This window comes from Streptomyces sp. JJ66, assembly GCF_019303495.1.
Lineage (GTDB): Bacteria > Actinomycetota > Actinomycetes > Streptomycetales > Streptomycetaceae > Streptomyces.
Genome location: NZ_JAEVFI010000011.1, coordinates 175,091 through 199,874 on the forward strand (window position 1 = coordinate 175,091; position 24,784 = coordinate 199,874).

Below are 24,784 nucleotides of genomic sequence, written 5' to 3' on the forward strand. Positions count from 1 at the left end.
CGCTGGTGTGCGGCGGCCCCGGCCGCCCGTCAGACCTCTTCGACGCTGCTCGGCTCGCGCCGGGACAGGTCGATACCGAGCTCCTCCGCCGCGCGGAAGACGTCCTCGTCGGTGTCGCGCATCTCGATCGACATGCCGTCCGAGGACAGCACCTCCACGTTGAGGCAGAGCGACTGCATCTCCTTGATGAGCACCTTGAAGGACTCGGGGATGCCGGGTTCGGGGATGTTCTCGCCCTTGACGATCGCCTCGTAGACCTTCACGCGGCCGGTGACGTCGTCGGACTTGATGGTCAGCAGCTCCTGGAGGGCGTAGGCGGCGCCGTAGGCCTCCAGGGCCCACACCTCCATCTCGCCGAACCGCTGGCCACCGAACTGGGCCTTACCGCCCAGCGGCTGCTGGGTGATCATGCTGTACGGGCCGGTGGAACGGGCGTGCAGCTTGTCGTCCACCAGGTGGTGCAGCTTGAGGATGTACATGTAGCCGATGGAGATCGGGTCCGGGAACGGCTCGCCGGAGCGGCCGTCGAACAGCCGGGCCTTGCCGGACGGCAGCACCACGCGGTCGCCGTCGCGGTTGGGCAGCGCGTGCTCGAACAGGCCCGTCAGCTCGTCCTCGCGGGCGCCGTCGAAGACCGGAGTGGCGACGTTGGTGCGCGGGGCGACCTCGTCGGCGCCGATGGCCTTCAGCCGCTCCATCCACTCCTCGCTGCCCTCGACCTTCCAGCCCTGGGAGGCGAGCCAGCCCAGGTGGATCTCCAGGACCTGGCCCGGGTTCATCCGGGACGGGACGCCGAGCGGGTTGAGGATGACGTCCACCGGGGTGCCGTCCTCGGTGAACGGCATGTCCTCGACGGGGAGGATCTTGGAGATGACGCCCTTGTTACCGTGCCGGCCGGCGAGCTTGTCACCGTCGGTGATCTTGCGCTTCTGCGCGACGTAGACGCGGACCAGCTGGTTCACGCCCGGCGGCAGCTCGTCGCCCTCCTCACGGTCGAAGACGCGGACGCCGATGACCTTGCCGGTCTCGCCGTGCGGCACCTTCAGCGAGGTGTCGCGGACCTCGCGGGCCTTCTCGCCGAAGATCGCGCGCAGCAGGCGCTCCTCGGGCGTCAGCTCCGTCTCACCCTTCGGGGTGACCTTGCCGACGAGAATGTCGCCCGCCTCGACCTCGGCACCGATGCGGATGATGCCGCGCTCGTCCAGGTCGGCCAGGACCTCTTCGGAGACGTTCGGGATGTCCCGGGTAATCTCCTCCGGGCCCAGCTTGGTGTCCCGGGCGTCCACCTCGTGCTCCTCGATGTGGATCGAGGACAGCACGTCGTCCTGCACGAGGCGCTGCGACAGGATGATCGCGTCCTCGTAGTTGTAGCCCTCCCACGGCATGAACGCCACGAGCAGGTTCTTGCCGAGCGCCATCTCACCTTCGTCGGTGGACGGGCCGTCGGCCAGCACCTGGCCCTCGATGACGCGGGCGCCCTCGTCGACGATGACCTTCTGATTGAAGGACGTGCCCTGGTTGGAGCGGTAGAACTTCGCGACGCGGTAGGTGGCGTAGGTGCCGTCGTCGTTGGCCACCGTGACGTAGTCGGCGGAGACCTCCTGGACGACGCCGTCCTTCTCGGCCTTGATGACGTCACCGGCGTCCACCGCGGAGCGGTACTCCATGCCGGTGCCGACCAGCGGCGACTCCGCCTTCAGCAGCGGCACCGCCTGGCGCATCATGTTCGAGCCCATGAGCGCGCGGTTGGCGTCGTCGTGCTCCAGGAAGGGGATCATGGCCGTCGCGACCGACACCATCTGGCGCGGCGAGACGTCCATGTAGTCAACCTCGGTGCCGGTGACGTAGTCGATCTCACCGCCCCGCCGGCGGACCAGGACGCGGCCCTCGGCGAAGTGCATGTCGTCGGTCAGCGGGGCGTTGGCCTGCGCGATGACGTAGCGGTCTTCCTCGTCAGCCGTCAGGTAGTGGGCCTCGTCGGTGACGACGCCGTCCACCACCTTGCGGTACGGGGTCTCCACGAAACCGAACGCGTTGACCCGGCCGTAGGAGGCGAGCGAGCCGATCAGACCGATGTTCGGGCCTTCCGGCGTCTCGATCGGGCACATGCGGCCGTAGTGCGAGGGGTGCACGTCACGGACCTCGAAGCCGGCCCGCTCACGGGACAGACCACCGGGGCCCAGCGCCGACAGGCGGCGCTTGTGGGTCAGGCCCGACAGCGGGTTCGTCTGGTCCATGAACTGCGACAGCTGGCTGGTGCCGAAGAACTCCTTGATGGAGGCGACGACCGGCCGGATGTTGATCAGCGTCTGCGGCGTGATCGCCTCGACGTCCTGGGTCGTCATGCGCTCGCGCACGACGCGCTCCATGCGCGCCAGGCCGGTGCGGACCTGGTTCTGGATCAGCTCGCCCACGTTGCGCAGGCGGCGGTTGCCGAAGTGGTCGATGTCGTCGGTCTCGACGACGATCTCGTCGCCCTCGGCGCTGACCGTCTCCGTCTCGCCCGCGTGCAGCTTCACCAGGTACTTGATCGTGGCGATGATGTCGGCGCTGGTGAGCACGCCGGAGTCCAGCGGCTCGTCACCGCCGAGCTTCTTGTTGATCTTGTACCGGCCGACCTTGGCCAGGTCGTAGCGCTTGGGGTTGAAGTAGAGGTTCTCCAGCAGGGTCTGGGCGGCCTCCTTGGTCGGCGGCTCGCCCGGACGCAGCTTGCGGTAGATGTCCAGCAGCGCGTCGTCCTGGCCCTGGGTGTGGTCCTTCTCCAGGGTGGCGCGCATGGACTCGTACTGGCCGAACTCCTCCAGGATCTGGTCGTTCGTCCAGCCCAGGGCCTTCAGCAGCACGGTGACCGACTGCTTGCGCTTGCGGTCGATGCGCACACCGACCATGTCGCGCTTGTCGATCTCCATCTCCAGCCAGGCGCCCCGCGAGGGGATGACCTTGGCGGAGAAGATGTCCTTGTCGGAGGTCTTGTCCAGCTGGCTGTCGAAGTAGACACCCGGGGAGCGCACCAGCTGGGAGACCACGACACGCTCGGTGCCGTTGATGACGAAGGTGCCCTTGTTCGTCATGAGCGGGAAGTCGCCCATGAAGACCGTCTGGGACTTGATCTCGCCGGTCTCGTTGTTGGTGAACTCGGCCGTGACGAACAGCGGAGCGGCGTAGGTGAAGTCGCGCTCCTTGCACTCGTCGATGGAGTTCTTCGGCGGCTCGAAACGGTGGTCGCGGAAGGTCAGCGACATCGAACCGGAGAAGTCCTCGATCGGGGAGATCTCCTCGAAGATCTCCTCCAGACCGGACTTGGTGGGGACGTCGTCCCCACGGTCCAGCGCAGCCTCGACCCGCCCCTTCCAAGCCTCATTGCCGAGCAGCCAGTCAAAGCTCTCGGTTTGGAGCGCGAGAAGGTTGGGAACCCCAAGGGGCTCCTTGATCTTCGCAAAGGAGATACGCAGCGGTGCGGTGCTGGCGCCGTTGTTCGAATTGACGGTCGAGGCGTTGCGCGAGGCGGCCAAGAGGGGGTCCTTCCGAGGGCTCGGACTCACTACGCGCATACCGGTGCCCCTGGTGACGGGCAGGGAGCAGCTAATAGGCAGCGCAAAGGGTCAGTGTAGCCACATGGCCCACTGATGTCCAGAGCGGAACATCGGAGATCGGCGCAGTGCCTCTCTCTCCCTCCGGGTGGTCTCTTCCTCGGTTGTCTCGGGTTGCCGCCTCGTGCTGTGCGATGCGGTGCCGTGCGTCTCGTGCCCGTCCGTCTGTATGCCCGTCCGATAGTGCCTGCGGCAAGGCTTCCCACATCGCCGCGGTTCCATGCCTCGCGCTCTGCCGAACCTTGGGCCGCCTCGGCCAGGACCCGCGGAACGCCCCTGAGAATCGCGCGCATCGCCCGGTTCGTCAAGGCCCCGAGGACTGCCGGGCCTCACCCGGGGCCGTCGCCCCCGGCACCGCCGGACGCCTCCGGCGAGGGTCGTGGCCACGGCTCCCTGGCTGTCACGCGGTGCCGGGCCGGACACCGGTGATCACCCTACCTCCGCCCGCCGGGATGGCAAGGAAACCGCCGCGCGGGCGGAGGTGATGACCGGCGGGTAACCCGGGAAATCACCCGGTCGTAGGGGTGCGAAAACGCCGAAGGGCGACCACCCGGATGGGTGATCGCCCTCGGTGAGCGGTCCCCGGACCCGCCGTGTTCGAACGGCCGGTCCGGAACCCCGCCCGGGTTCAGCGGGTCACTTGACCTCGACGGAGGCGCCGGCGCCCTCAAGGGAGTCCTTGGCCTTCTCCGCGGCCTCCTTGCTGACCTTCTCCAGAACCGGCTTCGGGGTGCCGTCTACCAGGTCCTTGGCCTCCTTCAGGCCGAGGGAGGTCAGCTCACGCACGACCTTGATGACCTGGATCTTCTTGTCGCCAGCGCCGGTGAGGACGACGTCGAACTCGTCCTGCTCCTCCTCGGCCGGGGCAGCGCCGCCGCCCTGGCCCGGGGCGGCAACGGCGACGGCGGCCGGAGCGGCGGCCTCGACGTCGAACTTCTCCTCGAACTTCTTCACGAAGTCGGAGAGCTCGATCAGGGTCATCTCCTCGAACTGCGCGAGCAGCTCGTCCTGGCTCAGCTTCGCCATGGTGGCGTCCTTCCACATCGTTCGGCAGGTGCCGGGTTGTCGTACATCAAAGGCGGGCGTACCGGCCCGCTGGGCTGCGGCGTACCGGGGTGGTTACTCCGCGGCCTCGGCGGGAGCCGACGTGTCGGCACCGCCCTGCTCGGCCTGCTTGGCACGCAGCGCGTCCGCGGTGCGGACGAACTTCGTGAGCGGGGCCTGGAAGGTCGCCGCGGCCTTCGCCATGGACGCCTTCATGCCACCGGCCAGCTTGGCGAGCAGCACCTCGCGGGACTCAAGGTCCGCAAGCTTCTTGATCTCGTCCGCGGACAGAGCCCTGCCCTCAAGGACGCCGCCCTTGATTTCCAGGGCGGGGTTGTCCTTGGCGAAGTCACGCAGGCTCTTCGCCGCCTCGACCGGGTCACCGGTCACGAAGGTGACGGCGGTCGAGCCAGTGAGGAACTCCTCCAGCTCGTTGACCCCGGCCTCCTTGGCCGCGATCTTCGTCAGCGTGTTCTTCACCACACGGTACTGGGCGTTGTCACCGAGCGAGCGGCGCAGCTGCTTGAGCTGGGCCACGGAAAGGCCGGTGTACGCGGTGACCACAGCGGCGTTGGAGTTGCGGAACTTGCCCGTCATCTCCTCAACGGCTGCGACCTTGTCGGGCGTCGCCATGAGCCTCGCGCCTCCTTCCGGGTGTTGTGGTCCTGACCGGTCTGCCGACCGGTCTTGTCGCGCCGGACCGCCCCATCGGGCACACGAAGAAGGACTGCGCACACAAACGAAAACGTCCCGGGTGCGCAGGCACACGGGACGGAACTCGACCGGCGAGGTGGTGACACCCGGCGGGAGTAATGACCTTGCGTGCCTGCACGGGCCGTCCGCTCGAAAGCGAATCCTTAGGCCGCTGAGCGCCGTTTCCGGCACGCAGCAACGACCAGCGGTCTTTGGCTACCGCGACAGCCTACGGGGTCGGTGCCGACCGGCGCAAATCCCTGCCGGGCGTCCCCGGGCGCCCGGCGCGGGGACCCGCTGGGCAGGCCGCCGACGCGCCCGGCGTCCGAGTCGGCGTCACGCCGCGCCTTCCTCCTCGGCGGCCTCCTTCAGCTCCTGGAAGAAGTCGGCGGTCTCGCCGGCCGGGGGCGCCGTGATGTCGGCTCCGTCGCCGAAGTCGCTGAGGTGCTGGGTCACCTCGACGACACCCTGTGGCGTCGTCGTCTTCATGTCCATGCGGACCGGAAGGTCGTCCTCGTTGACCCACACGGCGATCTCGTAATTCTCGACGCCGGTCTTCTCGACATTGGCCCACAGCTGCTCGCGCTCCTCCTCCGTGAACGCCTCCGACAGCGCCTCGTTGGCCTCCAGGGCCTCCTCGACGGTCAGGGTGCCGCTGTAGTGCTGCGTCTTCTGGCCATCGATGGTCTCCTCGCCCCGGTGCTCGATGTTGGGCGAGTTCAGCAGCATCGCGAGCTGCTGAGCGGGGTTCTGCTGGTCCTGCATGCCGCGCGTCATGGCGCTGGCCAGCTGCTCGTTACCGGACTCCTCGGCCAGTGCGGCGAAGTCCAGCTTCACCCACTGCTTGCCGTCCATCTCGGCAGCCATTTCCTCGCCTGCGTCGATGTACATGACGTTGTCCAGCCAGACAAGCCTGGTCTCCTGTGGCATGCCGGACTCCGGCGCGCCGCTCATCGTGACGTCCATCGCCGTCGGATTCCACTGCATCACGCCGCTGAGGTCCACGTTGCCGCCCAGCTCCTCGGGCGACTTCATGGTCATCTTGACCTTGGCGGACTGGAACTCCGCGACGCGCTGGTTCGCGGCCGTCATCGCCTGCAGGGCGGGACTGCCCTGCGCACGGTCCTCGGCGGGCTTGGAGGCCGCCGCCGACCCCTCGGCCTTGGCGCTGCCCTTGTCGTCCTCATCGCCGGTGCAGCCGGTCAGAGCGAGGGCCAGGGCCAGGCTGGTGGCGCCCAGCGCCGTCTTGCGTATCGGGTTCATGAATCCCCCCACGTGCTGTTGTATTCGGTGCGCCTACCGTAGTGCAGCCCGCTGACCAGGAACGCGGCAGGCCCCCGCTCCGGGGGAGCGGGGGCCTGCCGACAGCGTGGGACAGCGCGTTACGCCGCCTCCTCCTCCACGAGGAGGTTGCGGGTGCGGTTGCCGTCAACCGGGATACCGGGGCCCATCGTGGTGGTGATGGTGGCCTTCTTGATGTACCGGCCCTTCGCGGCGGACGGCTTCAGGCGCAGGATCTCCTCCAGCGCCGCGCCGTAGTTCTCCACCAGCTGCTGCTCATCGAACGACACCTTGCCGATGATGAAGTGCAGGTTGGCGTGCTTGTCAACACGGAACTCGATCTTGCCGCCCTTGATCTCGGTGACGGCCCTGGCCACGTCAGGGGTGACGGTGCCGGTCTTCGGGTTCGGCATCAGACCACGCGGACCGAGCACGCGGCCCAGGCGGCCGACCTTGCCCATGAGGTCCGGGGTCGCGACGACGGCGTCGAACTCGTTCAGGCGGTTGCCCTTGGAGATCTCGTCGATCAGCTCGTCGGCGCCGACGATGTCGGCGCCCGCGGCCTCCGCCGCCGCAGCACGGTCACCGGTCGCGAAGACCAGGACCCGGGCGGTCTTGCCGGTGCCGTGCGGGAGGTTCACGGTGCCGCGGACCATCTGGTCGGCCTTGCGCGGGTCAACACCCAGACGGAAGGCCACCTCGACGGTCGCGTCGAACTTGGCGGCGGAGGTCTCCTTGGCCAGGCGGACGGCCTCAAGCGGGGCGTACTGGCGCGCCCGGTCGATCTTGGTGTCCGCGCTGCGGAGGGTCTTGCTGCGCTTCACTGCTGCTCCTGGTGTTCAGGTGTGGAGCCGTGGTGTCCGGGCCAGCGCCTGGCCCTCCCACGGAAAAACTGCGTGGCTGGAGGTCAGCCCTCGACCGTGACGCCCATGGAACGGGCGGTGCCGGCGATGATCTTCTCGGCGGCGTCCAAGTCGTTGGCGTTGAGGTCGGGCATCTTGGTGGTGGCGATCTCCCGCACCTGGTCGCGCGTGATCTTGGCGACCTTCTTCACGTGCGGCTCGCCGGAGCCCTTCTCCACGCCCGCGGCCTTGAGGATCATCTTGGCGGCCGGCGGCGTCTTGGTGATGAAGGTGAAGGAACGGTCCTCGTAGACCGTGATCTCCACCGGGATCACCCAGCCGCGCTGCGACTCGGTCGCGGCGTTGTAGGCCTTGCAGAACTCCATGATGTTGACGCCGTGCTGGCCCAGCGCGGGGCCGACCGGCGGAGCCGGGTTCGCGGCACCGGCCTGGATCTGGAGCTTGATCAGCCCCGTGACCTTCTTCTTCTTGGGAGGCATGCTCTCTCCGGGTCTTGAGTGAGAGTATTCCGCCAAACCATCCGTCATCCGGATGGAGGCATACCGCACCACGATAGCGGTTCTCCGCCCGGACTCCGAATCCGCCCGCCCCGTACGGTGCCGGGCGCCGCCGCTGGACCCCAAACGCGGGAGCAGTCGTCCCGGCGTCCGAGCGAGAGGCCGCTCACACGCCGAAGCCCCCACCGGGATGGCAGGGGCTTCGATGACAGCGAGCGGCGCGAGCCTGAGGCTCAGTTCTTCTGGATCTGGTCGAAGCTGAGCTCGACGGGGGTTTCGCGGCCGAAGATCTCGACCAGGCCCTTGACCTTCTTGGAGTCGGCGTTGATCTCGTTGATCGTGGCCTGGAGGGTGGCGAAGGGGCCGTCGGTGACGGTGACCGAGTCGCCGACCTCGAAGTCGAGGACCTGGACCTCCACCTTGCGGCTGGGCGCCGGGCGGCCCTCGGCGTCGGCGGCCTCCTTGGCGGCCTTCGCCTCGGCCTCGGGGGCCAGCATCTTGACGACCTCGTCCAGCGTCAGCGGGTACGGGTCGTAGGCGTTGCCGACGAAGCCGGTGACGCCGGGGGTGTTGCGCACGACACCCCAGGACTCGTTCGTCAGCTCCATGCGCACCAGCACGTAGCTGGGCAGCTTGTTCTGGCGGACGGTGCGGCGCTCGCCGTTCTTGATCTGCGCGACCTCTTCCTGGGGCACCTCGGCCTGGAAGATGTAGTCCTCGACGTTCAGCGAGACGGCGCGCTGTTCGAGGTTGGTCTTCACGCGGTTCTCGTAGCCCGCGTAGGTGTGGATGACGTACCACTCGCCGGGCTGGTGGCGCAGCTCGTCGCGCAGGGCGGCGACCGGGTCCACCGGCTCCTGCTCGACGGCCTCCTCGGCGTCCCCGGCTTCCTCAGCCTCCGGGGACTCCTCGGCGGCGGTGACCGGCGCGTCGGCGCTGTCGGGCTCCCCGGCGGACGCGGCGGCATCCGGCACGGCGGCATCCTCAGCGTCCTGGGCGGATGCGTCCTGGGCGTGGGGTGCGTCGGCTCCGGCCTCCGCGGCCGGTGCGGCGTCGGCAGCTGCGGCGGCCTGCTCAACGCTGTCGTCCGCGGCCCGCTCGACGGAGCCGAGCGCGGCCTCACCGCCCTCGGCGGGATCGACGGCGTCGTTCAGGTTCGGGTCAGACACGGTAGCTGCTTCTTCCTGGCTTTATGGGGTCGATCACGTGGGCTCGGTCGGCGTGGTCAGCCGAAGACGAACTTGACGGCCTCGCTGAACCCGTAGTCCATCACGAAGATGAAACCGATCATGATCAGCACGAAGAAGATCACGACGGTGGTGTAGGTGGCGAGCTGCTGCCGGGTGGGCCAGACGACCTTGCGCAGCTCGGCGACGATCTGGCGGTAGAACAGCCCCAGACGGCCCAGCGGGCCCTTCTTGCCGCGCTTTCCCCCGCGTCGCGGCTTCTGGTCGTCCGACGAACCCCCGGGCTCCGGGACCTCGGCAGTATCCGTGATCTCCGCCACTTGTCCTCACCTGATCCGGGGTCGTGGCCGTGCGACGCCCGGCCTGGCCGCACGGCGGTGCATTTCAGTACGTACGCCTGCACGCACCATCTTAGGGGGTGAGATGCGTGAGCAGGGCCGGAGGGACTTGAACCCCCAACCGCTGGTTTTGGAGACCAGTGCTCTACCAATTGAGCTACGACCCTTTGCCGTCCCCTCAACCTACCGCATCCTGGCCACTGCGCTCAGTGGCTGGACGGACACCGTGATCGGGGGCCAACGAGGGATGAGTGTACGTGCTCGCCGCCGTGGCGTCGAACAGGTTCGCCGGGACTCCCGCGTGGGTAGGCGCCCCGCCGCCCCGTAAGAACGCCCTTCCGCACGGTGAAACCGCCGTGTCCGGGCCCCTACGAGTCTGCGACGATGCCACCTATGACTGCTGCGATTCCCTCCGACTCCTCCGCGACCGCGCCCGCCGGCAACCGCGTCTCCGCACGCGTCGGCTCGATCTCCGAGTCCGCGACGCTCGCCGTCGATGCCAAAGCGAAGGCGCTCAAGGCGGCCGGCCGCCCCGTGATCGGCTTCGGCGCGGGCGAGCCGGACTTCCCGACGCCCGACTACATCGTCGAGGCCGCGGTGGAGGCGTGCCGGAACCCCAAGTTCCACCGGTACACCCCGGCCGGCGGCCTGCCCGAGCTGAAGGCCGCGATCGCGGACAAGACGCTGCGCGATTCCGGATACCGGGTCGAGGCGGCGAACGTGCTGGTCACCAACGGCGGCAAGCAGGCGATCTACGAGGCGTTCGCGGCGATGCTGGACCCGGGTGACGAGGTCATCGTCCCGGCTCCGTACTGGACCACGTACCCGGAGTCGATCAAGCTCGCCGGTGGCGTGCCGGTGCCGGTGGTGGCGGACGAGACGACGGGGTACCAGGTCAGCGTCGAGCAGCTGGAGGCGGCGCGCACCGAGCGCACGAAGGTGCTGCTGTTCGTCTCCCCGTCCAACCCGACGGGCGCGGTCTACCCCCGGGAGCAGGTCGAGGCGGTGGGCCGCTGGGCCGCCGAGAGGGGCCTGTGGGTGATGACGGACGAGATCTACGAGCACCTCGTCTACGGCGACGCCGAGTTCAGCTCGCTGCCGGTCGTCGTCCCGGAGCTGGCCGACCGCTGCGTCATCGTCAACGGCGTGGCGAAGACGTACGCCATGACGGGCTGGCGCGTGGGCTGGGTCATCGGCCCGAAGGACATCGTCAAGGCCGCCACCAACCTGCAGTCGCACGCCACGTCCAACGTGAGCAACGTCGCGCAGGCCGCCGCGCTGGCCGCCGTCTCCGGTGACCTGACCGCCGTGGAGCAGATGAAGGAGTCCTTCGACCGGCGGCGTCGCACCATCGTGCGCATGCTGAACGAGATCGACGGCGTGGTGTGCCCGGAGCCCGAGGGCGCGTTCTACGCCTACCCGTCGGTGAAGGCGCTGCTGGGCAAGGAGATCCGGGGCCAGCGTCCGGCCGACAGCGTGGAGCTGGCGGCGCTGATCCTGGAGGAGGCGGAGGTCGCCGTCGTCCCGGGTGAGGCGTTCGGCACCCCGGGCTACCTGCGGCTGTCCTACGCGCTGGGCGACGAGGACCTGGTGGAGGGCGTCTCACGCCTCCAGAAGCTGCTGGCCGAGGCGCGCGACTGACACCCGCTCGCGGCCCGCTTCCGGGGCGGGTTCCGGCACGGGCCGGGACCCGCCCCGCACTCGTTCGGCGGGGGTTTCGCCAAAAGCCGCTTCCGGGCGCGTCGCGGGTGCGGCAGGATCTGGGGATGGAACGCGCGCGTGATGTCCGTCTGCTCCCCAAGGCCCACCTGCACCTGCACTTCACCGGCTCGATGCGGCCCGGCACGCTGCTGGACCTGGCCGACAAGTACGGCGTCCACCTGCCGGAGGCGCTGCGCGGCGCCCGGCCGCCGAAGCTGCGGGCCACCGACGAGCGCGGCTGGTTCCGCTTCCAGCGCCTGTACGACGCCGCGCGTTCCTGCCTGCGCGCACCCGAGGACATCCAGCGACTGGTGCGCGAGGCGGCCGAGGAGGACGTGGCCGACGGCTCGCGCTGGCTGGAGATCCAGGTGGACCCCACGTCCTACGCGCCCCGCCTGGGCGGACTGATCCCGGCCCTGGAGATCATTTTGGACGCCGTGGACCGCGCCCAGCGGGACACCGGGCTGCCGATCCGCGTACTGATCGCCGCGAACCGCATGAAACACCCGCTGGACGCGCGCACCCTGGCCCGGCTCGCGGTGCGCTACCGGGACCGGGGCATCGTCGGATTTGGCCTGTCCAACGACGAGCGGCGCGGCTTCGCACGCGACTTCGACCGCGCCTTCGCCATCGCCCGCGACGGCGGCCTGCTGGCGGCCCCGCACGGCGGCGAGCTGTCCGGCCCGGCCAGCGTCCGCGACTGCCTGGACGACCTGCACGCCGGGCGCGTGGGGCACGGGGTGCGGGCGGCGGAGGACCCGCGGCTGCTGGCGCGGCTGGCGGACGCGGGCGTCACCTGCGAGGTGTGCCCGGCGTCGAACGTCGCGCTCGGCGTGTACGACAAGCCAGCCGACGTACCGCTGCGCACGCTGTGGGACGCGGGCGTGCCGATGGCGCTGGGCGCGGATGACCCGCTGCTGTTCGGCTCCCGGCTGGCCGCGCAGTACGAACTCGTGCGCGACCACCACGGCTTCACCGACGCGGAGCTGGCCGAGCTGGCCCGGCAGTCGATCCGGGCGACGCGGGCTCCGGAGCCGGTACGGGCCGAGCTGCTGGCCGACGTGGACGCGTGGCTGGCGCAGAGCTGAAGGGTGCGCCCGCTACAGCGCGCAGCCCACGGTGACGGGCTCGTTGACCAGGGTGACGCCGAAGGCCGCGTGCACGCCCTCGCGGACCTCGCGGGCCAGGTCCAGCAGCTCGGCGGTGGTGGCCGTGCCACGGTTGGTCAGGGCCAGGGTGTGCTTGGTGGAGATGCGGGCCGGGCCCGCGCCGTGGCCCTTGGGGAACCCGGCGTGGTCGATGAGCCAGGCGGCGGAGGTCTTCACCCGGCCGTCGCCCACCGGCCAGGCCGGGGCCGCCGCGTCCGGCCCAAGGCGCTGAGCGACGCGGGCGAGGAACGCGGCGTGCTCGGCCTCGGTGAGCTGGGGGTTGGTGAAGAAGGAACCGGCCGACCAGGTGTCGTGGTCCTCCGGGTCGAGCACCATGCCCTTGCCCGCGCGGAGTTTGAGCACCGTCTCCCGGGCCCGGGCCACGGGCACCCGCTCGCCGACCCGCACGCCGAGCGCCCGCGCCGTCTCCGCGTACCGCACGGGCGCGGAGAGCCCGCCGGCGTCCTCCAGGGCGCACCGCACCCGCAGCACGACGAAGCGGCCCGGGTCGGCCTTGAAGCGGCTGTGCCGGTAGGCGAAGCCGCACTCGGCGGCCGGGATCGTCACCGTCGCGTCGGTGACGCGGTCGTAGGCGACGACCTCGGTGATGACCGAGGACACCTCCTGCCCGTAGGCGCCGACGTTCTGGATCGGCGTCGCGCCCGCCGAGCCCGGGATGCCCGCCAGGCACTCGACGCCCGCCAGCCCCGCCTCGACGGTGCGGGCCACCGCGTCCGACCAGTTCTCGCCCGCCGCCAGCTCCAGGTGCGTGCCGTCCAGTGTGAAGCCGGTGGTGGCGACGCGCAGCGCGGTGCCACGGAAGCCCGCGTCGGCGATGACGAGGTTGCTGCCGCCGCCGATGAGCAGCAGCGGCATGCCCGCCGCGTCGGCCGCGCGCACGGCGTCGATGACCTCGGCGTCGGTGGTGGCGGTGAGCAGCCGGTCGGCCGGGCCGCCGAGCCGGAAGGTGGTCAGCGGGGCGAGCGGGGCGTGGGGAAGTTCCTGCACGGGCACCAGCGTACGGGGGCGGCCGGGCGGCTCAGGCGAGGCGGACCACGGCGCGGGCCATGCCCAGCACCTTCTGGCCCGCGCTGGTCGCGGTGAGATCGACGCGGACGGTGCGGGCGTCGTCGTCCAGCTTGGCCGCGACCTTGGCGCTGACCTCGATGCGGGCCCCCTCGTCGTCGTCCGGGACGATGACGGGCTTGGTGAAGCGGACGCCGTACTCGATGACGGCGGCCGGGTCACCGGCCCAGTCGGTGACGACGCGGACGGCACAGGCCATGGTGAACATGCCGTGCGCGATGACGTCCGGCAGACCCACCTCGCGGGCGAACCGCTCGTTCCAGTGAATCGGGTTGAAGTCCCCGGACGCTCCGGCGTAGCGCACGAGCGTGTCGCGGCGCACCGGGAAGCTCTGCGCGGGCAGTTCGGTGCCCAGCTCGACGTCGGCGTAGGCGATGGTGGCGGTCATGTCAGCGCTCCTCCCCCGCCGCGCGGGCCACCATCTTCGCCCAGGCGGTCACGACGTGCTCACCGGACGCGTCGTGCACCTCGCCACGGATGTCGATCACGTCGTTGCCCGCCAGGGACTTGATCGACTCGATGGCGGAGGTCACGGTGAGGACGTCGCCCGCGGTGACCGGGCGGGTGTAGCGGAAGCGCTGGTCACCGTGGACCACGCGGGCGTAGTCCAGGCCGAGGTGGGGGTCGTGGATGACGTCACCGGCCGCGCGGAAGGTCACGCTGAACACGAACGTCGGCGGAGCGATCACGTCCCGGTGGCCGAGGGCACGGGCCGCGTCCGCGTCGGTGTAGGCGGGGTGCGCGTCACCGACCGCCTCGGCGAACTCGCGGATCTTCTCGCGGCCGACCTCGTAAGGCGCGGTGGGCGGGTAGGTGCGCCCGACGAACGACTGGTCCAGGGCCATGACCCGGTACCTCCTGCTGCTCCTGCTGCTCCTGCTGACGGGAATCGCTGAGTGACTGCTGCGGGGCGTCAACGGCGTGAGGCCGCCCCCGTCTGCACGGGGGCGGCCTCAGCGTCGAAACCTGTGTCAGCGCGTCTCGCGGTGCGCGGTGTGCGCGTCGCAGCGCGGGCAGTGCTTCTTCATCTCCAGGCGGTCCGGGTTGTTCCGCCGGTTCTTCTTGGTGATGTAGTTCCGCTCCTTGCACTCCACGCAGGCCAGCGTGATCTTCGGGCGGACGTCGGTGGCAGCCACGTTGAGTGCTCCTTGACGCGAACGAATGGGATATAACGCAGAAAGAGTAGCCGATCGTAGGACCGACCCCACCATCGGCTACTGGTTGTGGTAGCGGCGACCGGACTTGAACCGGTGACACAACGATTATGAGCCGTTTGCTCTACCGACTGAGCTACGCCGCCACGATGTGGACGGCCCCCCGCCGAACGCGGACGGCCTCACACACCAGAGCCCCAAAACGGAATCGAACCGTTGACCTTCTCCTTACCATGGAGACGCTCTGCCGACTGAGCTATTGGGGCGAGCGATGAAGACACTACACGCTCGGCCGCCGAAGGTGAAATCCGTATCCGGCGACGCGGCCGGGCTTCCGGGGCGCTGCTGAGACGCCGGTGAGACGGCCCCGGTCCGCGCGGGCGGACGCCTGCGACCAGCTGCCGCGCCCGCACTCGGGGCCGCGCGCGGACGCCGGTGACGCACGCCTGCGGACGCCCCGGTTACCGGGGGCGGACCCCGCCACCGGTACCTCACCGCGTGCGGGCGCCTGCGCGCGGTGAGACCGCGATCAGTACGACTTATCCCCGCTGGTCGCCGTCTGGGCCGGGTCCGGGCGGGGCCGCGCCCTAGGCTCGGCTGATCCCGCCCGCTGATCCCGCCCGCTGATCCCGCCCGCTGATCCCGTTCGCTGATCCCGTTCGCTGATTTCGCCCGCTGATTCGCCCGCGTCCAGACCGGGAGTCCGATGCCGGACCGACAGCCACCCGAAACCCCGCGCTCCCCGTCCTCCCCGCCACCCCCGGCGGGAAGCGGCACACTCGTGCTCAGCGGGGCGCGGCTGGCCGACGGCGCGGAAGTGGATGTCCGCGTCACCGCCGGGCGCATCGAGGCCGTCGGCCGCGCGGGCAGTCTGGTGGACCGCACGGCGCGCGCTGCGGGCTGCCACCTCGACCTGCGCGGCTACCTGCTGCTTCCGGCGCCCGCCGAGCCCCACGCGCACCACGACAACGCGCTGACCGCCGACACCGACGGGCCACCGTCCTCCGCACCCCGCGAGGTGCAGCGGCGCACCACGGAGGCGGCGTTGCTCCAGCTCGGCCACGGCACGACGGCCATCCGCACCCACGTGCGCATCGATGACCACACCGCACCACGCACTCTTCAGGCCGTACTCGGCGCGCGGCGGGAGCTGCGCGGGCTGACCGACCTGGGCGTCGTCGCCGTCCCCCGGCTGCTCACCGGCGTCGCGGGCGCCAGGACGCTGGCCCTGCTGCGCGACGCGGTGCGCATGGGCGCCGACGTCCTCGGCGGCTGCCCCGACCTCGACCCCGACCCGGCCGGTTACGCCGAGGCCGTCCTCAGCCTCGCCGCCGAGCACGGCTGCGCGGTGGACCTGCACACCGACGCCGCCGACCCCGCCCGCCTGACCCGGCTCGCCGCGATGGCGCGCGGCCTGCGCCCCGGTGTCACCCTCGGCCCGTGCGGCGGCTTGGCCCGCATGCCGCCCGCCGTCGCGGCCCGGGTCGCGGAGCAACTGGCCGACTCGGAAGTGCGCGTGGTGACGCTGCCGCAGGGCGACTGCGGCTACCGCACCAGGCCCGCCCCGTCCACCGCGTTCACCGCGTTCACCGCACCGGTGCGGCTGCTGCGGGCTGCGGGCGTGCACGTCGCGGCGGGCAGCGGCGCCCTGCGCGACACCCGCAACCCGGTCGGGCGCGGCGATCCGCTGGAGGCCGCCTACCTGTTGGCCGCACGCGGAGAGGCCACGCCCGAGGAGGCGTACGCGGCCGTCAGCGCGCGGGCCCGCACCGTGCTGGGGCTGCCGCCCGTGCGCGTCGAGGCGGGGTTCCCGGCGGAGCTGCTGGCGGTGCGCGGGCAGACGCTGCCGGGCGTGCTGTCGCTCGGGTACAGCCGGGTGGTGGTGCACCGGGGGCGCGTCGTCGCGCGCACCAGCGCCGTGCGCGAGTTCTGCTCCCCGGCGGACACCGCTGAGGGCGCGGGGCTCAGCCTGCCGCGCCAGGCACAGGGGTGACACGGCGCCGGTGCCGGCACCAGTGTCGGCTTTCGGTGCCGGTGCCGTACGGTCGGGGCATGCGCACAGTCATCGCAGGGGGAAACGGACAGATCGCACTGCGCCTGGAGCGCCTGCTCACCGCGCGCGGTGATGAGGCCGTGGGCCTGATCCGCCGCCCGGAGGCCGCGTCGGAGGTGGCGGCTACGGGCGCCGAACCGGTGCACTGCGACCTGGAGTCGGCGTCCGTCGAGGAGGTCGCCTCCCACCTCGCGGGGGCGGACGCCGCCGTCTTCGCCGCAGGCTCCGGCCCCGGCAGCGGATCAGCCCGCAAGGAGTCCATGGACCGCGCGGGCGCCGAGCTCTTCGCCGACGCCGCCGCCCGCGCCGGAGTCCGCCGCCTGATCGTCGTCTCTTCCATGGGGGCAGACAGCGAGCCACCGCCGGGCACGAACGAGGCGTTCGCCGCCTACCTGCGCGCCAAGGGCGCCGCCGACGCGGCCATCCGCAGCCGCACCGACCTGGACTGGACGATCCTGCGCCCCGGCCGCCTCACCGACGACCCGGGCACCGGCCGCGTTCAGCTCGACGCGGACGCCGAGCGCGCGGAGATCCCCCGCGACGACGTGGCCGCCGTCCTCACCGCCCTCCTGGACGAACCCCTCACCGCAGGTCACACCCTGAACCTCATCACCGGCGACACCCCGGTACCCACCGCCGTCGCCGCTCTGGCGCGCTGAGCCGAGCCCGCGACCCAGACCACCCCGGGCGCGCACCCGCCCCGGCTCCCCTCCGGGCCGCGTGCGCGCCCTGCCTGTTCCCAAGGCGCCGGTCAGTACCCCTCCACTACCTGGCCCTCTGGCACCTGGTAGCAGGCGGAGACCACGGTGACGAGAATCCTTGAGGCGTTGGCATTGGCCCCCTTGTTGCGACTATCACGCAGCTGAGCGTTGACGGAAAACCTCTTGTCACCCTCGTTGTAGTCAGCGATGAGGGTGAGGGAGCGGGCTTCACTCTCGGCAGGCCCGTAGGAGATAATTTCCCACCCGCGCTTGGGCAGTTCCTCGTAAAGCCGCTGCATTGCCTGCTCCATTTGCGGAACCGGAACCTCTGTCAGCGACCAAGGGTGTGAGATTGTGTAGAAGGTGTCCGGATCACGCTCTCCACAGAGCCCGACTCCAGGGCCAGGCTCACTCACCTTCCCCTGCAAGGCGATGATGTCTAGGAGTTCACTGGAAACCTTTCGCGCACCTTCGCGCACGCTTTCCACTTCGCGAACGAGCGGTTCATATCCCGAATCCTCGTCGGTCACAACGGAACACCCCAATGTAGAGAATACCAACATCGCTGCTATCACCCTCGGAGCCCGCCACAAAAAACGGAATCCCGTAGAGTTATTTCTCAAGCTCCACCTCCGTATAATCGCCAGCCACCACGGCGGCCTGATTACGGAGACTCTGGGTACCCTTCTCCCAATAGTCGCTGTGCCCCGTTGTATCTGTGGTCATCTGCTGGGCACCAAACTCATCGTCGCTGGGGACGACGTGGGCCATCCCCCACCACCTGAATTCATGATGGCCATGGCTGTAGCGGCCGATATCTGGCACAAGATCCCATTCCGCTTCCTGATTCCATACATGCCCCTCAGGTACACTCAGGTCCTCGGCGCGGCCTACACGCACTCCTGGACTGCCCGCGAAGACCACGTCATCCGCGCTGAACTCGCCGACCTGCGAAGCAAGCCCCACCAGCGTGCTCCCGTAGCTGTGAGCAACAACGGTCTTATGCGAGCTCACATCCGGCTCGTGAGTAGCGTCCAGCCCTCTGAGGAATCGATTGAAATCCGGTGCTCCTCGTTCCGCATAGTTGGGGAACGGCGCATCATATCCTGGGTCATCGGGAGCATCATAGCCAATCCAGGTAATGGTGGAAACCGGCCCATCTGCTGCCGCGTCGCTTTCGCGCCACAGATTTGCTTCGCGCCTCATCTCGCCATTCACTCTGCCGAGCTCTGCTCCAGTTCCTGGCACGTATACCGCTGTATGTTCCGCCGTGTCGGGGTTTCCTGTAGCGATGATCACCTTTCCGTCATCCTTGGGATCAAAGCCCAGTAGGTACGCCTCGGGCAGCCCGTCTTTGCCGGTCCTAGAGAAGCGCTTCTCTATATCCGACATCCCCTTGAGCTTCTTTTCCAGGGCTTCCCGCTCGGCGTCCCAGCGCTCCCAGGTGCTTTGGCGCACCCTGCTGCGGTCAGGCTCCCGAGCTAGGTGCGCTTCCAGTTCCAGCGTGGTTCTTCCCTGCGTTTCCTGGAGGAGGAAGCGGTTAGCGTCGTCCCGCACTACAGCGGGAATGCCGTCCAAGCCCCCAATGCTGGCCGGGTACAGCGCCACATAGTCGTCTCTTTCATCCTGAGAAAGACTTTTCCACCACTCGGCGTTCTCCTGGACGGATATTCCATCCGGAATGTCCTTGACGTTGACATCGGAGCCGACCGCTTCACGGACCGCTTCCATGTCATCGCTCGCATCCATCCAGTCGGCCTCGGTAATCTCCAGCGTATTTTTCGCCTTGAGCCTGAGGAGCACAGGAGACCACGTCTGATCAGCCGTAGTGGCCTCACTCAGCGCCTGGCCGATCCGAGCGGCGTATTCTTCGGCCTCAGCTTGCTTGGGGTCGATTCCGGGGCTACCGGACAGCAGCGGCGGGCGAGGACTTCCAGGCGACACGCTCTGCTCGGGCAGCAGTGGCACCGGAACATCTTCTGCCACCCATTGGACTGAACCATCTGCCGCGACGGTAAAGCCTGCCGAGACGGCGTCCTCCACGGCATCATTCAATTTCTTCTTCGCCGCTCGCAGATCCCGGGCAAGGTCATTCAACGCGGTGCGAATCAGTCCACATTCACTCTGCGTGTACTGAAAGTTTTCGCCCAACCGCATCAGGCGGCTCAGGGCCGCGTCGCATGCCTCCCCCTTCAGGGACTCCCGCATCTTGGCAGCAATGTCGTCTTTGAGGCGGTCCATGGCATCCCCGGCAGCACTGCTGACCTTGTGCCAGTCGTCGGCGTCCTGCTCAAAATCTTCTGGCTTAAGGCTTCTGAGCTGAGCATATGTCACCACACTGCATCATCTCCCTTCCGGCAGGGAGGAAGTTCCCGATGGCAGTTGAGGGCGGGTCTGCTGCGCCTCGAAAGCCTGCTTCACATCCTCCTCGTTTTTGTAGTGACTGTCTCCCGCCTTCTTCAGTTTATCCGCGACCTCGTCACATTCTCGTTGAATAAGATCGAGTCGTAGCCGCCAGCTCTCCATTACAGCGCGATGCGAAACCGCACTGTCCAGCGCGCCAGCACTCCTGTCGCCAGCACTCTCCTCTTGCTGCTCCGAGTTCATCCATTTACTGGCAGTGCCCAAGTTTTCCTTGAGTTCGCTGAGCCCGGTCGAAGCCTTTCCCCAGGCAGGCTGCGAACTTTTCAGGTCAAAGCTTCCAGTAGCTGCAGGTTGTGCACTGGCAAGTTTCAAGCGAGCCACAGCTTCGCGGTGCAGCGCCGCCCACTCCTCGTCGAATGACATCTATCCCCGTTTCTCCAGCATCCGACACATTCCGGCGATCTTGGAATGTTCGGCAGCCTACTGGGGCCACGGCACGTCAGTCCAGAAAGTCAACTGTGCCCTGGAGCCCGGCACGGAGGGCTAGTCCAGGCGCAGCACCGAGCCTACGAGCGCATCGACACCGCGATGCTGGAGTGGATGTCACCCATCCGAGACGTGTCCGGCGGCCTGCACAGCTTGGGGGACGCCTGGGGGACACAGCCTGATCCCGGCCGGATACAAGGCGGGACCGGGTGAGACACCCCACTCGGTCGCCCGATGGTGTCCGGAGACCAGGAAACCCCCTCTGACCTGGTCTTTCGACTGGTCGGAGGGGGTTTCCTACTCCTGTGGCGGCGCCAGGATTCGAACCTGGGAAGGCTGAGCCGGCAGATTTACAGTCTGCTCCCTTTGGCCGCTCGGGCACACCGCCTGGGATGGGCCGTCCGGAGGCGTGCTCCGCGACGACGGGGTAAACCATACCTGATCGTGGGGGGTGGTTCGCCACTCGGTTGATCAGCGGTGGGGCGCGGGGAGCGGGGCTAGGCTTGCGGGGCGTACGGACGCCGCCGGGCGGGCCGTCATCACTGATCGATCTACCCATGAGGAGCCTACTCACGATGGCCGACTCCAGTTTCGACATCGTCTCGAAGGTCGAGCGGCAGGAGGTCGATAACGCCCTCAACCAGGCCGCGAAGGAGATCTCGCAGCGGTACGACTTCAAGGGCGTGGACGCGAGCATCGCCTGGTCCGGCGAGAAGATCGAGATCCGCGCCAACTCCGAGGAGCGGGCCAAGGCCGTGCTGGACATCTTCGAGTCCAAGCTCGTCAAGCGCGGGATCTCACTCAAGGCGCTGGACGCCGGGGAGCCGCAGGCGTCCGGCAAGGAGTACAAGCTCTTCTGCTCGCTCAAGGAGGGCATCTCCCAGGACGACGCGAAGAAGGTCGCCAAGGTGATCCGCGATGAGGGCCCCAAGGGCGTCAAGGCCCAGGTGCAGGGGGACGAACTGCGCGTCAGCTCCAAGAGCCGCGACGCGCTCCAGGAGGTCATCACCCTGCTGAAGGGCAAGGACTTCGACTTCGCCCTCCAGTTCGTCAACTACCGCTGAGCGGCGGCGCTGGCCCGCACAGGCGTGGTCGGGCTGAGCGAGCGGGGCACCACGGGGGTGCAGGGCCGGGGAAGCGCAGGCCGTGGTGAACCCCGCCTGCATGGGGTGCGTCCGGTCGCCCGGAACGCGAACGCCCCGGCGGGAGCGCCGGGGCGTTTCGTGGTCACGCCTGCGTGGAGAAGGTGACGAAGTCCGTCCACGCGGCGGGCGGGAGGGTCAGGTGGGGGCCGCTCACGTGCTTGGAGTCGCGGACGTGGACGGCGGCGGGCGACGCGGCCACCTCGACGCAGTCGGGGCCGTCGTTGCTGCTGTAGCTGCTCTTGGTCCACTCCAGGCGAGCACCGGCTTCCTGCGCCTGCTTGACGGTCATGTCTCTCTCCACACCTTCTCGATCAACGCCAGCGACTCCCGGGGTGCGAGAGCCTGCGCGCGCAGCATCCCATACCGCATGTCCAGGATCTGCACGTCCTTGGGGTCGGAGAAGTACCGGCTGGTGAGCTGCGCCTCGGTGAAGCCCACGCACCGTCCGCCCGGCAGCTTGAGCACGCGGAAGTCGCCGCTCATTCCCGCGTGCTCCTGGCGGTTCGTGGGCATCACCTGGATCGTGACGTTGCGGAGCCGGCCCACGTCGAGGAGGTGTTCGAGCTGGCGCCGGAGCGCGTCCCGCCCGCCGATGGGCCGCTTGAGCGTGACCTCTTCCTGGACGAAGGTGAGCAGCGGCGCGCTCGGCGCGTCGAGGATGCGCTGACGGGCGATGCGGGCCGCGACGTGCCGTTCGACCTTGCCCTCGTCGAAGGCGGGGAACCGCATGTCATACAGGGCACGGGCGTACTCCTCGGTCTGGAGCAGGCCCTGCATGTTCTGGCTGCCGTAGGCGCCGATCTCCACCGCCTGGCCCTCCAGCTTGGCGAGGTCACGCACCTTCTTGGGTTGACATCCTCGCTGCCCTGTAGGACGGCGATTCCCGCCTACCGTGCCGTTGAGGGCTGCGGTGTCGGGTGGGTTCCTGCTTCGCTGCGCGGTGCCGGGAGGGGTCCCGGTCTTACCTGCGCTCCACAGGCTGATACCGCCAGTCCGGCGGCCTTGGCGACGTTGACCGCCGCGTTGATGTCCCGGTCCAGGACGGCCCCGCACGCCTGACACGTCCACACGCGGACGTTCAGCGGCTTGGGGCCGTCCTTGACGCCGCACCGCGAGCACACCTGGGAAGTCGGCTCGAACCGGCCGATCTTCACGAAGGTGCGCCCGTACCGGGCGGCCTTGTACTCCAGCATGGTCACGAACGCCGACCATCCGGCGTCGTGGACGGACTTGGCCAGGCGCGTGCGGGCGAGTCCTCCCACCGCCAGGTCCTCTACGGCGACCGCTTGGTTCTCGCGGATCAGCTTTGTGGAGAGCTGGTGGTGGAACTCGCGGCGCGCGTCGGTCACCTTCGCGTGTGCGCGGGCGACCTTGATCCGGGCCTTGTTCCGGTTGCTGGAGCCCTTCTCTTTGCGGGCCAGGGCGCGTTGCGCCTTCTTCAGGCGTTTCTCGGCCCGGCGCAGGAAGCGCGGGCTGTCGGCCTTCCGGCCGTCGGAAAGGACGGCGAAGTGCCCGAGGCCAAGATCGATACCGATTTCGGGCGTCGTCTTCGGCAGCAGTTCCTCGGGGCCGGTCTCGACGACGAAGCTCGCGAAGTACCGGCCCGCCGGGTCCTTGACCACGGTCACCGTGGACGGAACGCAGGGCAGCGCGCGCGACCACTTCACCTTCAGGTCGCCGATCTTCGGCAGGCGCAGCTTTCCGCCGGTCGTGATCGACCAGCGGGCGTTCGCCGTGAACCGGACTGCCTGCCGGGTGTCCTTGCGGGATTTGTACCGGGGCGCGCCCATACGCGGGCGCTTGCCCTTCAGGCCGTCGAAGAAGTTCCGGTACGCGGTGTCCAGGTCTTTGAGGGACTGTTGGAGCACGACGGCTGACACCTCGCCGAGCCACGCCCGCTCGGGCGTCTGCTTGGCCTCGGTGATCAGCGTCTTGGACAGGTCGCCGGTCTTCGGGAACGGCAGCGCCTCGCTGCGGGCGGTCTCCCGAGCGCGAAGCGCGTCGTTGTAGACCACCCGCGCGCACCCGAACGCTCCCGCCAGCGCCGTGCACTGACCGGCGCTCGGGTACACCCGGAACGAGTACCTGAGCTGCACACGGATCATGGTACACAATTGGTTTATGGTTATCGATGAGCACATTCGTACTGGTCGTCACTGTGTCTTCCGCATGCACGTCCATTTGGTTTTTGTGACGAAGTACCGGCACAAGGTCTTCGCCGACCGGCACCTGACGCGGTGCNGCGGTGCGAGGAGATCATGCGGGCCGTGTGCGAGGACTTCGAGGCCGAGCTGGTCGAGTTCAACGGCGGAAACAACCACGTCCACCTGCTCGTGAACTTCCCGCCAAAGGTCGCCGTGTCCAGGCTGGTCAACAGCCTCAAGGGCGTCTCTTCCCGGCGGCTGCGCCAGGAGTTCCCCGACCTCGTCCGCCACTACTGGCGGGCACAACGCCTTTGGTCCGGCTCATACTTCGCCGGGTCCGTCGGCGGCGCACCACTCAGCACCGTGAAGCAGTACATCGAGCAGCAACACCGGCCGCTCTGACCCGGACTGAGGTGAACAGTGCAGATCCATGCCCACAGCTGAGGTCAGAGCAAACCTCAGATTCGCTTCACCACCGGGCTGAAGCCCCGTGCCCTGCGAATAGATCCGGGTAGCGGGCCTCGGCGACGTCCTCCGTCATCGCCTGGATCTTGCCGCCCGCGTTCAGCACGCGGTCCGCCGATTGGAGGAAGACCGGCTTGGGAAGGCGGCGTCCGCGTTCGACCGCGGAGACCATCTCCTCGCTGTAGCCCAGCTCCGTGCCGAGCTCGGCCTGGGTCAGGCCAGCTGCTTCCCGCCAGAGCTTGATCTGCCGGCCGACGGCCTTCATGACCGCGCTGGACTCGTCGTCCAGGCAGAGGTCAGCGCCGTTGTCGTCCGCGTCGTCCGTGATGTGGTCCGCACCCATGCCGCCCCGCTTTCGCGTCGTCACGTGCTCAACTGCCCTTGGTGCGAGGCGGTTACTTTCGCCAACCCGGACAAGCGCGGGTGTGTCCGGGTCAGCCGCCCCGGTGAGCGGCTGGTGGCTAGCGGTGGGACTGGGTGAGGATGTTGACGACGCGGCCGGAAGGGTCGCGGGTGAAGAAGCGGCGGACGCCCCAGGGTTCGTCCGTCAGGGGGTGGATGATCTCGGCTCCGGAGGCGAGGACGGCGGCGTGGACGGCATCGACGTCCTCCACTTCGATGGACAGGTCCGGAACGACGGGGGCCGTTTCCTCGTGGGTGAGGTAGATGAGCTGGGCGGTGGGGTTGCTGGGGGAGGCCAGGGCCATGACCCAGCCGAGGTTCATCACCTCCTCCAGGCCGAGCAGGCCGTAGAAGGCGCGGTGTTCGGCGTAGGTGGCCGGGTCGGTGTGGGCGTCGGGGACGACGCGGCGGACGGTCATCGCCTCACCATGCCACGGGTGGG

At 68.8% G+C, this 24,784-nt stretch carries 24 protein-coding genes, 4 tRNA genes and 2 pseudogenes; 6 read left to right on the forward strand and 24 right to left on the reverse strand.

The annotated features are described in order from the left end of the window. Positions 1–29: 29 nt before the first annotated feature. From rpoB to JJV70_RS10485, 9 genes are all read right to left on the reverse strand, one after another. Positions 30–3,512 carry a DNA-directed RNA polymerase subunit beta gene (rpoB, locus tag JJV70_RS10445; RefSeq protein ID WP_219047542.1) on the reverse strand — a complete coding sequence of 1,161 codons (3,483 nt, stop codon included), beginning with the start codon at positions 3,510–3,512 and terminating at the stop codon, positions 30–32. A gap of 714 nt (positions 3,513–4,226) precedes the next feature. Further along, on the reverse strand, positions 4,227–4,616 hold the full coding sequence (rplL, locus tag JJV70_RS10450; protein WP_219047543.1) for a 50S ribosomal protein L7/L12: 390 nt from the start codon (positions 4,614–4,616) through the stop codon (positions 4,227–4,229). 93 nt (positions 4,617–4,709) lie between these two features. Then, positions 4,710–5,267: a 50S ribosomal protein L10 gene (rplJ, locus tag JJV70_RS10455; RefSeq protein WP_219047544.1), complete on the reverse strand. Its 558-nt coding sequence runs from the start codon at positions 5,265–5,267 to the stop codon at positions 4,710–4,712. Between the two features lie 396 nt (positions 5,268–5,663). Continuing rightward, on the reverse strand, positions 5,664–6,590 hold the full coding sequence (locus tag JJV70_RS10460) for a hypothetical protein (protein ID WP_219047545.1): 927 nt from the start codon (positions 6,588–6,590) through the stop codon (positions 5,664–5,666). 119 nt (positions 6,591–6,709) lie between these two features. After that, positions 6,710–7,432, reverse strand: coding sequence for a 50S ribosomal protein L1 (gene rplA / locus JJV70_RS10465; RefSeq protein ID WP_219047546.1), 723 nt, complete (start codon positions 7,430–7,432; stop codon positions 6,710–6,712). An 83-nt stretch (positions 7,433–7,515) separates the two neighbouring features. Then, positions 7,516–7,950, reverse strand: coding sequence for a 50S ribosomal protein L11 (gene rplK, locus JJV70_RS10470; protein ID WP_191209784.1), 435 nt, complete (start codon positions 7,948–7,950; stop codon positions 7,516–7,518). 251 nt (positions 7,951–8,201) lie between these two features. Beyond that, entirely contained in the window at positions 8,202–9,137 is a 936-nt protein-coding gene (nusG, locus tag JJV70_RS10475; protein WP_219047547.1) for a transcription termination/antitermination protein NusG, read from the reverse strand. Between the two features lie 56 nt (positions 9,138–9,193). After that, positions 9,194–9,475 carry a preprotein translocase subunit SecE gene (secE, locus tag JJV70_RS10480; protein ID WP_219047548.1) on the reverse strand — a complete coding sequence of 94 codons (282 nt, stop codon included), beginning with the start codon at positions 9,473–9,475 and terminating at the stop codon, positions 9,194–9,196. Positions 9,476–9,587: 112 nt separating this feature from the next. After that, a tRNA-Trp gene (locus JJV70_RS10485) sits at positions 9,588–9,660 on the reverse strand. A 226-nt stretch (positions 9,661–9,886) separates the two neighbouring features. On the opposite strand from JJV70_RS10485, the gene JJV70_RS10490 reads away from it, so the two are divergent. Continuing rightward, positions 9,887–11,134 (forward strand): pyridoxal phosphate-dependent aminotransferase, encoded by a 1,248-nt coding sequence (locus tag JJV70_RS10490; RefSeq protein ID WP_219047549.1) that lies wholly within the window; start codon positions 9,887–9,889, stop codon positions 11,132–11,134. A gap of 125 nt (positions 11,135–11,259) precedes the next feature. After that, complete coding sequence (locus tag JJV70_RS10495) at positions 11,260–12,282, forward strand: adenosine deaminase (protein WP_219047550.1); 1,023 nt, start codon at positions 11,260–11,262, stop codon at positions 12,280–12,282. Between the two features lie 12 nt (positions 12,283–12,294). Here JJV70_RS10495 and JJV70_RS10500 read toward each other — a convergent pair whose 3' ends face one another. The 6 genes from JJV70_RS10500 to JJV70_RS10525 all read right to left on the reverse strand — a co-directional run bounded on the left by JJV70_RS10500 (position 12,295) and on the right by JJV70_RS10525 (position 14,848). Then, positions 12,295–13,350 (reverse strand): UDP-N-acetylmuramate dehydrogenase, encoded by a 1,056-nt coding sequence (locus JJV70_RS10500; RefSeq protein WP_219047551.1) that lies wholly within the window; start codon positions 13,348–13,350, stop codon positions 12,295–12,297. A 31-nt stretch (positions 13,351–13,381) separates the two neighbouring features. Beyond that, complete coding sequence (locus JJV70_RS10505) at positions 13,382–13,816, reverse strand: MaoC family dehydratase (RefSeq protein WP_219047552.1); 435 nt, start codon at positions 13,814–13,816, stop codon at positions 13,382–13,384. A 1-nt stretch (position 13,817) separates the two neighbouring features. After that, positions 13,818–14,273: a MaoC family dehydratase N-terminal domain-containing protein gene (locus tag JJV70_RS10510; RefSeq protein ID WP_219047553.1), complete on the reverse strand. Its 456-nt coding sequence runs from the start codon at positions 14,271–14,273 to the stop codon at positions 13,818–13,820. A 126-nt stretch (positions 14,274–14,399) separates the two neighbouring features. Beyond that, positions 14,400–14,564 carry a 50S ribosomal protein L33 gene (gene rpmG / locus JJV70_RS10515; protein ID WP_219047554.1) on the reverse strand — a complete coding sequence of 55 codons (165 nt, stop codon included), beginning with the start codon at positions 14,562–14,564 and terminating at the stop codon, positions 14,400–14,402. 88 nt (positions 14,565–14,652) lie between these two features. Beyond that, positions 14,653–14,728 (reverse strand) — tRNA-Met (locus JJV70_RS10520). Positions 14,729–14,775: 47 nt separating this feature from the next. Then, positions 14,776–14,848 (reverse strand) — tRNA-Thr (locus JJV70_RS10525). Positions 14,849–15,288: 440 nt separating this feature from the next. On the opposite strand from JJV70_RS10525, the gene JJV70_RS10530 reads away from it, so the two are divergent. After that, positions 15,289–16,575: a hydrolase gene (locus JJV70_RS10530; RefSeq protein WP_219047555.1), complete on the forward strand. Its 1,287-nt coding sequence runs from the start codon at positions 15,289–15,291 to the stop codon at positions 16,573–16,575. A 59-nt stretch (positions 16,576–16,634) separates the two neighbouring features. Next, on the forward strand, positions 16,635–17,294 hold the full coding sequence (locus tag JJV70_RS10535) for an NAD(P)H-binding protein (RefSeq protein ID WP_219047556.1): 660 nt from the start codon (positions 16,635–16,637) through the stop codon (positions 17,292–17,294). A gap of 92 nt (positions 17,295–17,386) precedes the next feature. Here JJV70_RS10535 and JJV70_RS10540 read toward each other — a convergent pair whose 3' ends face one another. The 4 genes from JJV70_RS10540 to JJV70_RS10555 form a co-directional block, all read right to left on the reverse strand. Next, on the reverse strand, positions 17,387–17,866 hold the full coding sequence (locus tag JJV70_RS10540) for a hypothetical protein (RefSeq protein WP_219047557.1): 480 nt from the start codon (positions 17,864–17,866) through the stop codon (positions 17,387–17,389). Positions 17,867–17,948: 82 nt separating this feature from the next. Further along, a complete protein-coding gene (locus JJV70_RS23225) occupies positions 17,949–19,673 on the reverse strand; it encodes an alpha/beta hydrolase (protein ID WP_219047558.1) in 1,725 nt (574 codons plus the stop codon). 6 nt (positions 19,674–19,679) lie between these two features. Next, on the reverse strand, positions 19,680–20,123 hold the full coding sequence (locus JJV70_RS10550; protein WP_219047559.1) for a hypothetical protein: 444 nt from the start codon (positions 20,121–20,123) through the stop codon (positions 19,680–19,682). Between the two features lie 369 nt (positions 20,124–20,492). After that, positions 20,493–20,574, reverse strand: a tRNA-Tyr gene (locus JJV70_RS10555). Positions 20,575–20,761: 187 nt separating this feature from the next. On the opposite strand from JJV70_RS10555, the gene JJV70_RS10560 reads away from it, so the two are divergent. Beyond that, entirely contained in the window at positions 20,762–21,250 is a 489-nt protein-coding gene (locus JJV70_RS10560; RefSeq protein ID WP_219047560.1) for a YajQ family cyclic di-GMP-binding protein, read from the forward strand. A gap of 163 nt (positions 21,251–21,413) precedes the next feature. Here JJV70_RS10560 and JJV70_RS10565 read toward each other — a convergent pair whose 3' ends face one another. The 3 genes from JJV70_RS10565 to JJV70_RS10575 are packed head-to-tail and all read right to left on the reverse strand — an operon-like array spanning position 21,414 to position 23,427. Then, positions 21,414–21,620 carry a DUF397 domain-containing protein gene (locus JJV70_RS10565; RefSeq protein WP_219047561.1) on the reverse strand — a complete coding sequence of 69 codons (207 nt, stop codon included), beginning with the start codon at positions 21,618–21,620 and terminating at the stop codon, positions 21,414–21,416. After that, positions 21,617–22,171, reverse strand: a complete 555-nt coding sequence (locus JJV70_RS10570) for a DUF5753 domain-containing protein (protein WP_219047562.1) — start codon at positions 22,169–22,171, stop codon at positions 21,617–21,619. The genes JJV70_RS10565 and JJV70_RS10570 overlap by 4 nt, the downstream gene beginning before the upstream one ends. Positions 22,172–22,218: 47 nt before the next feature. Beyond that, positions 22,219–23,427 carry an RNA-guided endonuclease TnpB family protein gene (locus JJV70_RS10575; RefSeq protein WP_219047563.1) on the reverse strand — a complete coding sequence of 403 codons (1,209 nt, stop codon included), beginning with the start codon at positions 23,425–23,427 and terminating at the stop codon, positions 22,219–22,221. A 25-nt stretch (positions 23,428–23,452) separates the two neighbouring features. On the opposite strand from JJV70_RS10575, the pseudogene tnpA reads away from it, so the two are divergent. Further along, a pseudogene (gene tnpA, locus JJV70_RS10580) lies at positions 23,453–23,877 on the forward strand (IS200/IS605 family transposase). Between the two features lie 106 nt (positions 23,878–23,983). On the opposite strand, the pseudogene JJV70_RS10585 reads toward tnpA, so the two are convergent. After that, positions 23,984–24,283, reverse strand: a pseudogene (locus tag JJV70_RS10585) (helix-turn-helix domain-containing protein); the annotation flags it as partial. 118 nt (positions 24,284–24,401) lie between these two features. Next, on the reverse strand, positions 24,402–24,761 hold the full coding sequence (locus tag JJV70_RS10590) for a VOC family protein (RefSeq protein WP_219047564.1): 360 nt from the start codon (positions 24,759–24,761) through the stop codon (positions 24,402–24,404). Between the last annotated feature and the right edge of the window lie 23 nt (positions 24,762–24,784).

Coding starts and splice junctions, on each gene's coding strand:
- rplL (WP_219047543.1), bottom strand. CDS start 4,616: ATGGCGAAGCTGAGCCAGGACGAGCTGCTCGCGCAGTTCGAGGAGATG.
- rplJ (WP_219047544.1), bottom strand. CDS start 5,267: ATGGCGACGCCCGACAAGGTCGCAGCCGTTGAGGAGATGACGGGCAAG.
- JJV70_RS10460 (WP_219047545.1), bottom strand. CDS start 6,590: ATGAACCCGATACGCAAGACGGCGCTGGGCGCCACCAGCCTGGCCCTG.
- rplK (WP_191209784.1), bottom strand. CDS start 7,950: ATGCCTCCCAAGAAGAAGAAGGTCACGGGGCTGATCAAGCTCCAGATC.
- JJV70_RS10490 (WP_219047549.1), top strand. CDS start 9,887: ATGACTGCTGCGATTCCCTCCGACTCCTCCGCGACCGCGCCCGCCGGC.
- JJV70_RS10495 (WP_219047550.1), top strand. CDS start 11,260: ATGGAACGCGCGCGTGATGTCCGTCTGCTCCCCAAGGCCCACCTGCAC.
- JJV70_RS10505 (WP_219047552.1), bottom strand. CDS start 13,816: ATGACCGCCACCATCGCCTACGCCGACGTCGAGCTGGGCACCGAACTG.
- JJV70_RS10510 (WP_219047553.1), bottom strand. CDS start 14,273: ATGGCCCTGGACCAGTCGTTCGTCGGGCGCACCTACCCGCCCACCGCG.
- JJV70_RS10530 (WP_219047555.1), top strand. CDS start 15,289: ATGCCGGACCGACAGCCACCCGAAACCCCGCGCTCCCCGTCCTCCCCG.
- JJV70_RS10535 (WP_219047556.1), top strand. CDS start 16,635: ATGCGCACAGTCATCGCAGGGGGAAACGGACAGATCGCACTGCGCCTG.
- JJV70_RS10550 (WP_219047559.1), bottom strand. CDS start 20,123: ATGTCATTCGACGAGGAGTGGGCGGCGCTGCACCGCGAAGCTGTGGCT.
- JJV70_RS10560 (WP_219047560.1), top strand. CDS start 20,762: ATGGCCGACTCCAGTTTCGACATCGTCTCGAAGGTCGAGCGGCAGGAG.
- JJV70_RS10565 (WP_219047561.1), bottom strand. CDS start 21,620: ATGACCGTCAAGCAGGCGCAGGAAGCCGGTGCTCGCCTGGAGTGGACC.
- JJV70_RS10590 (WP_219047564.1), bottom strand. CDS start 24,761: ATGACCGTCCGCCGCGTCGTCCCCGACGCCCACACCGACCCGGCCACC.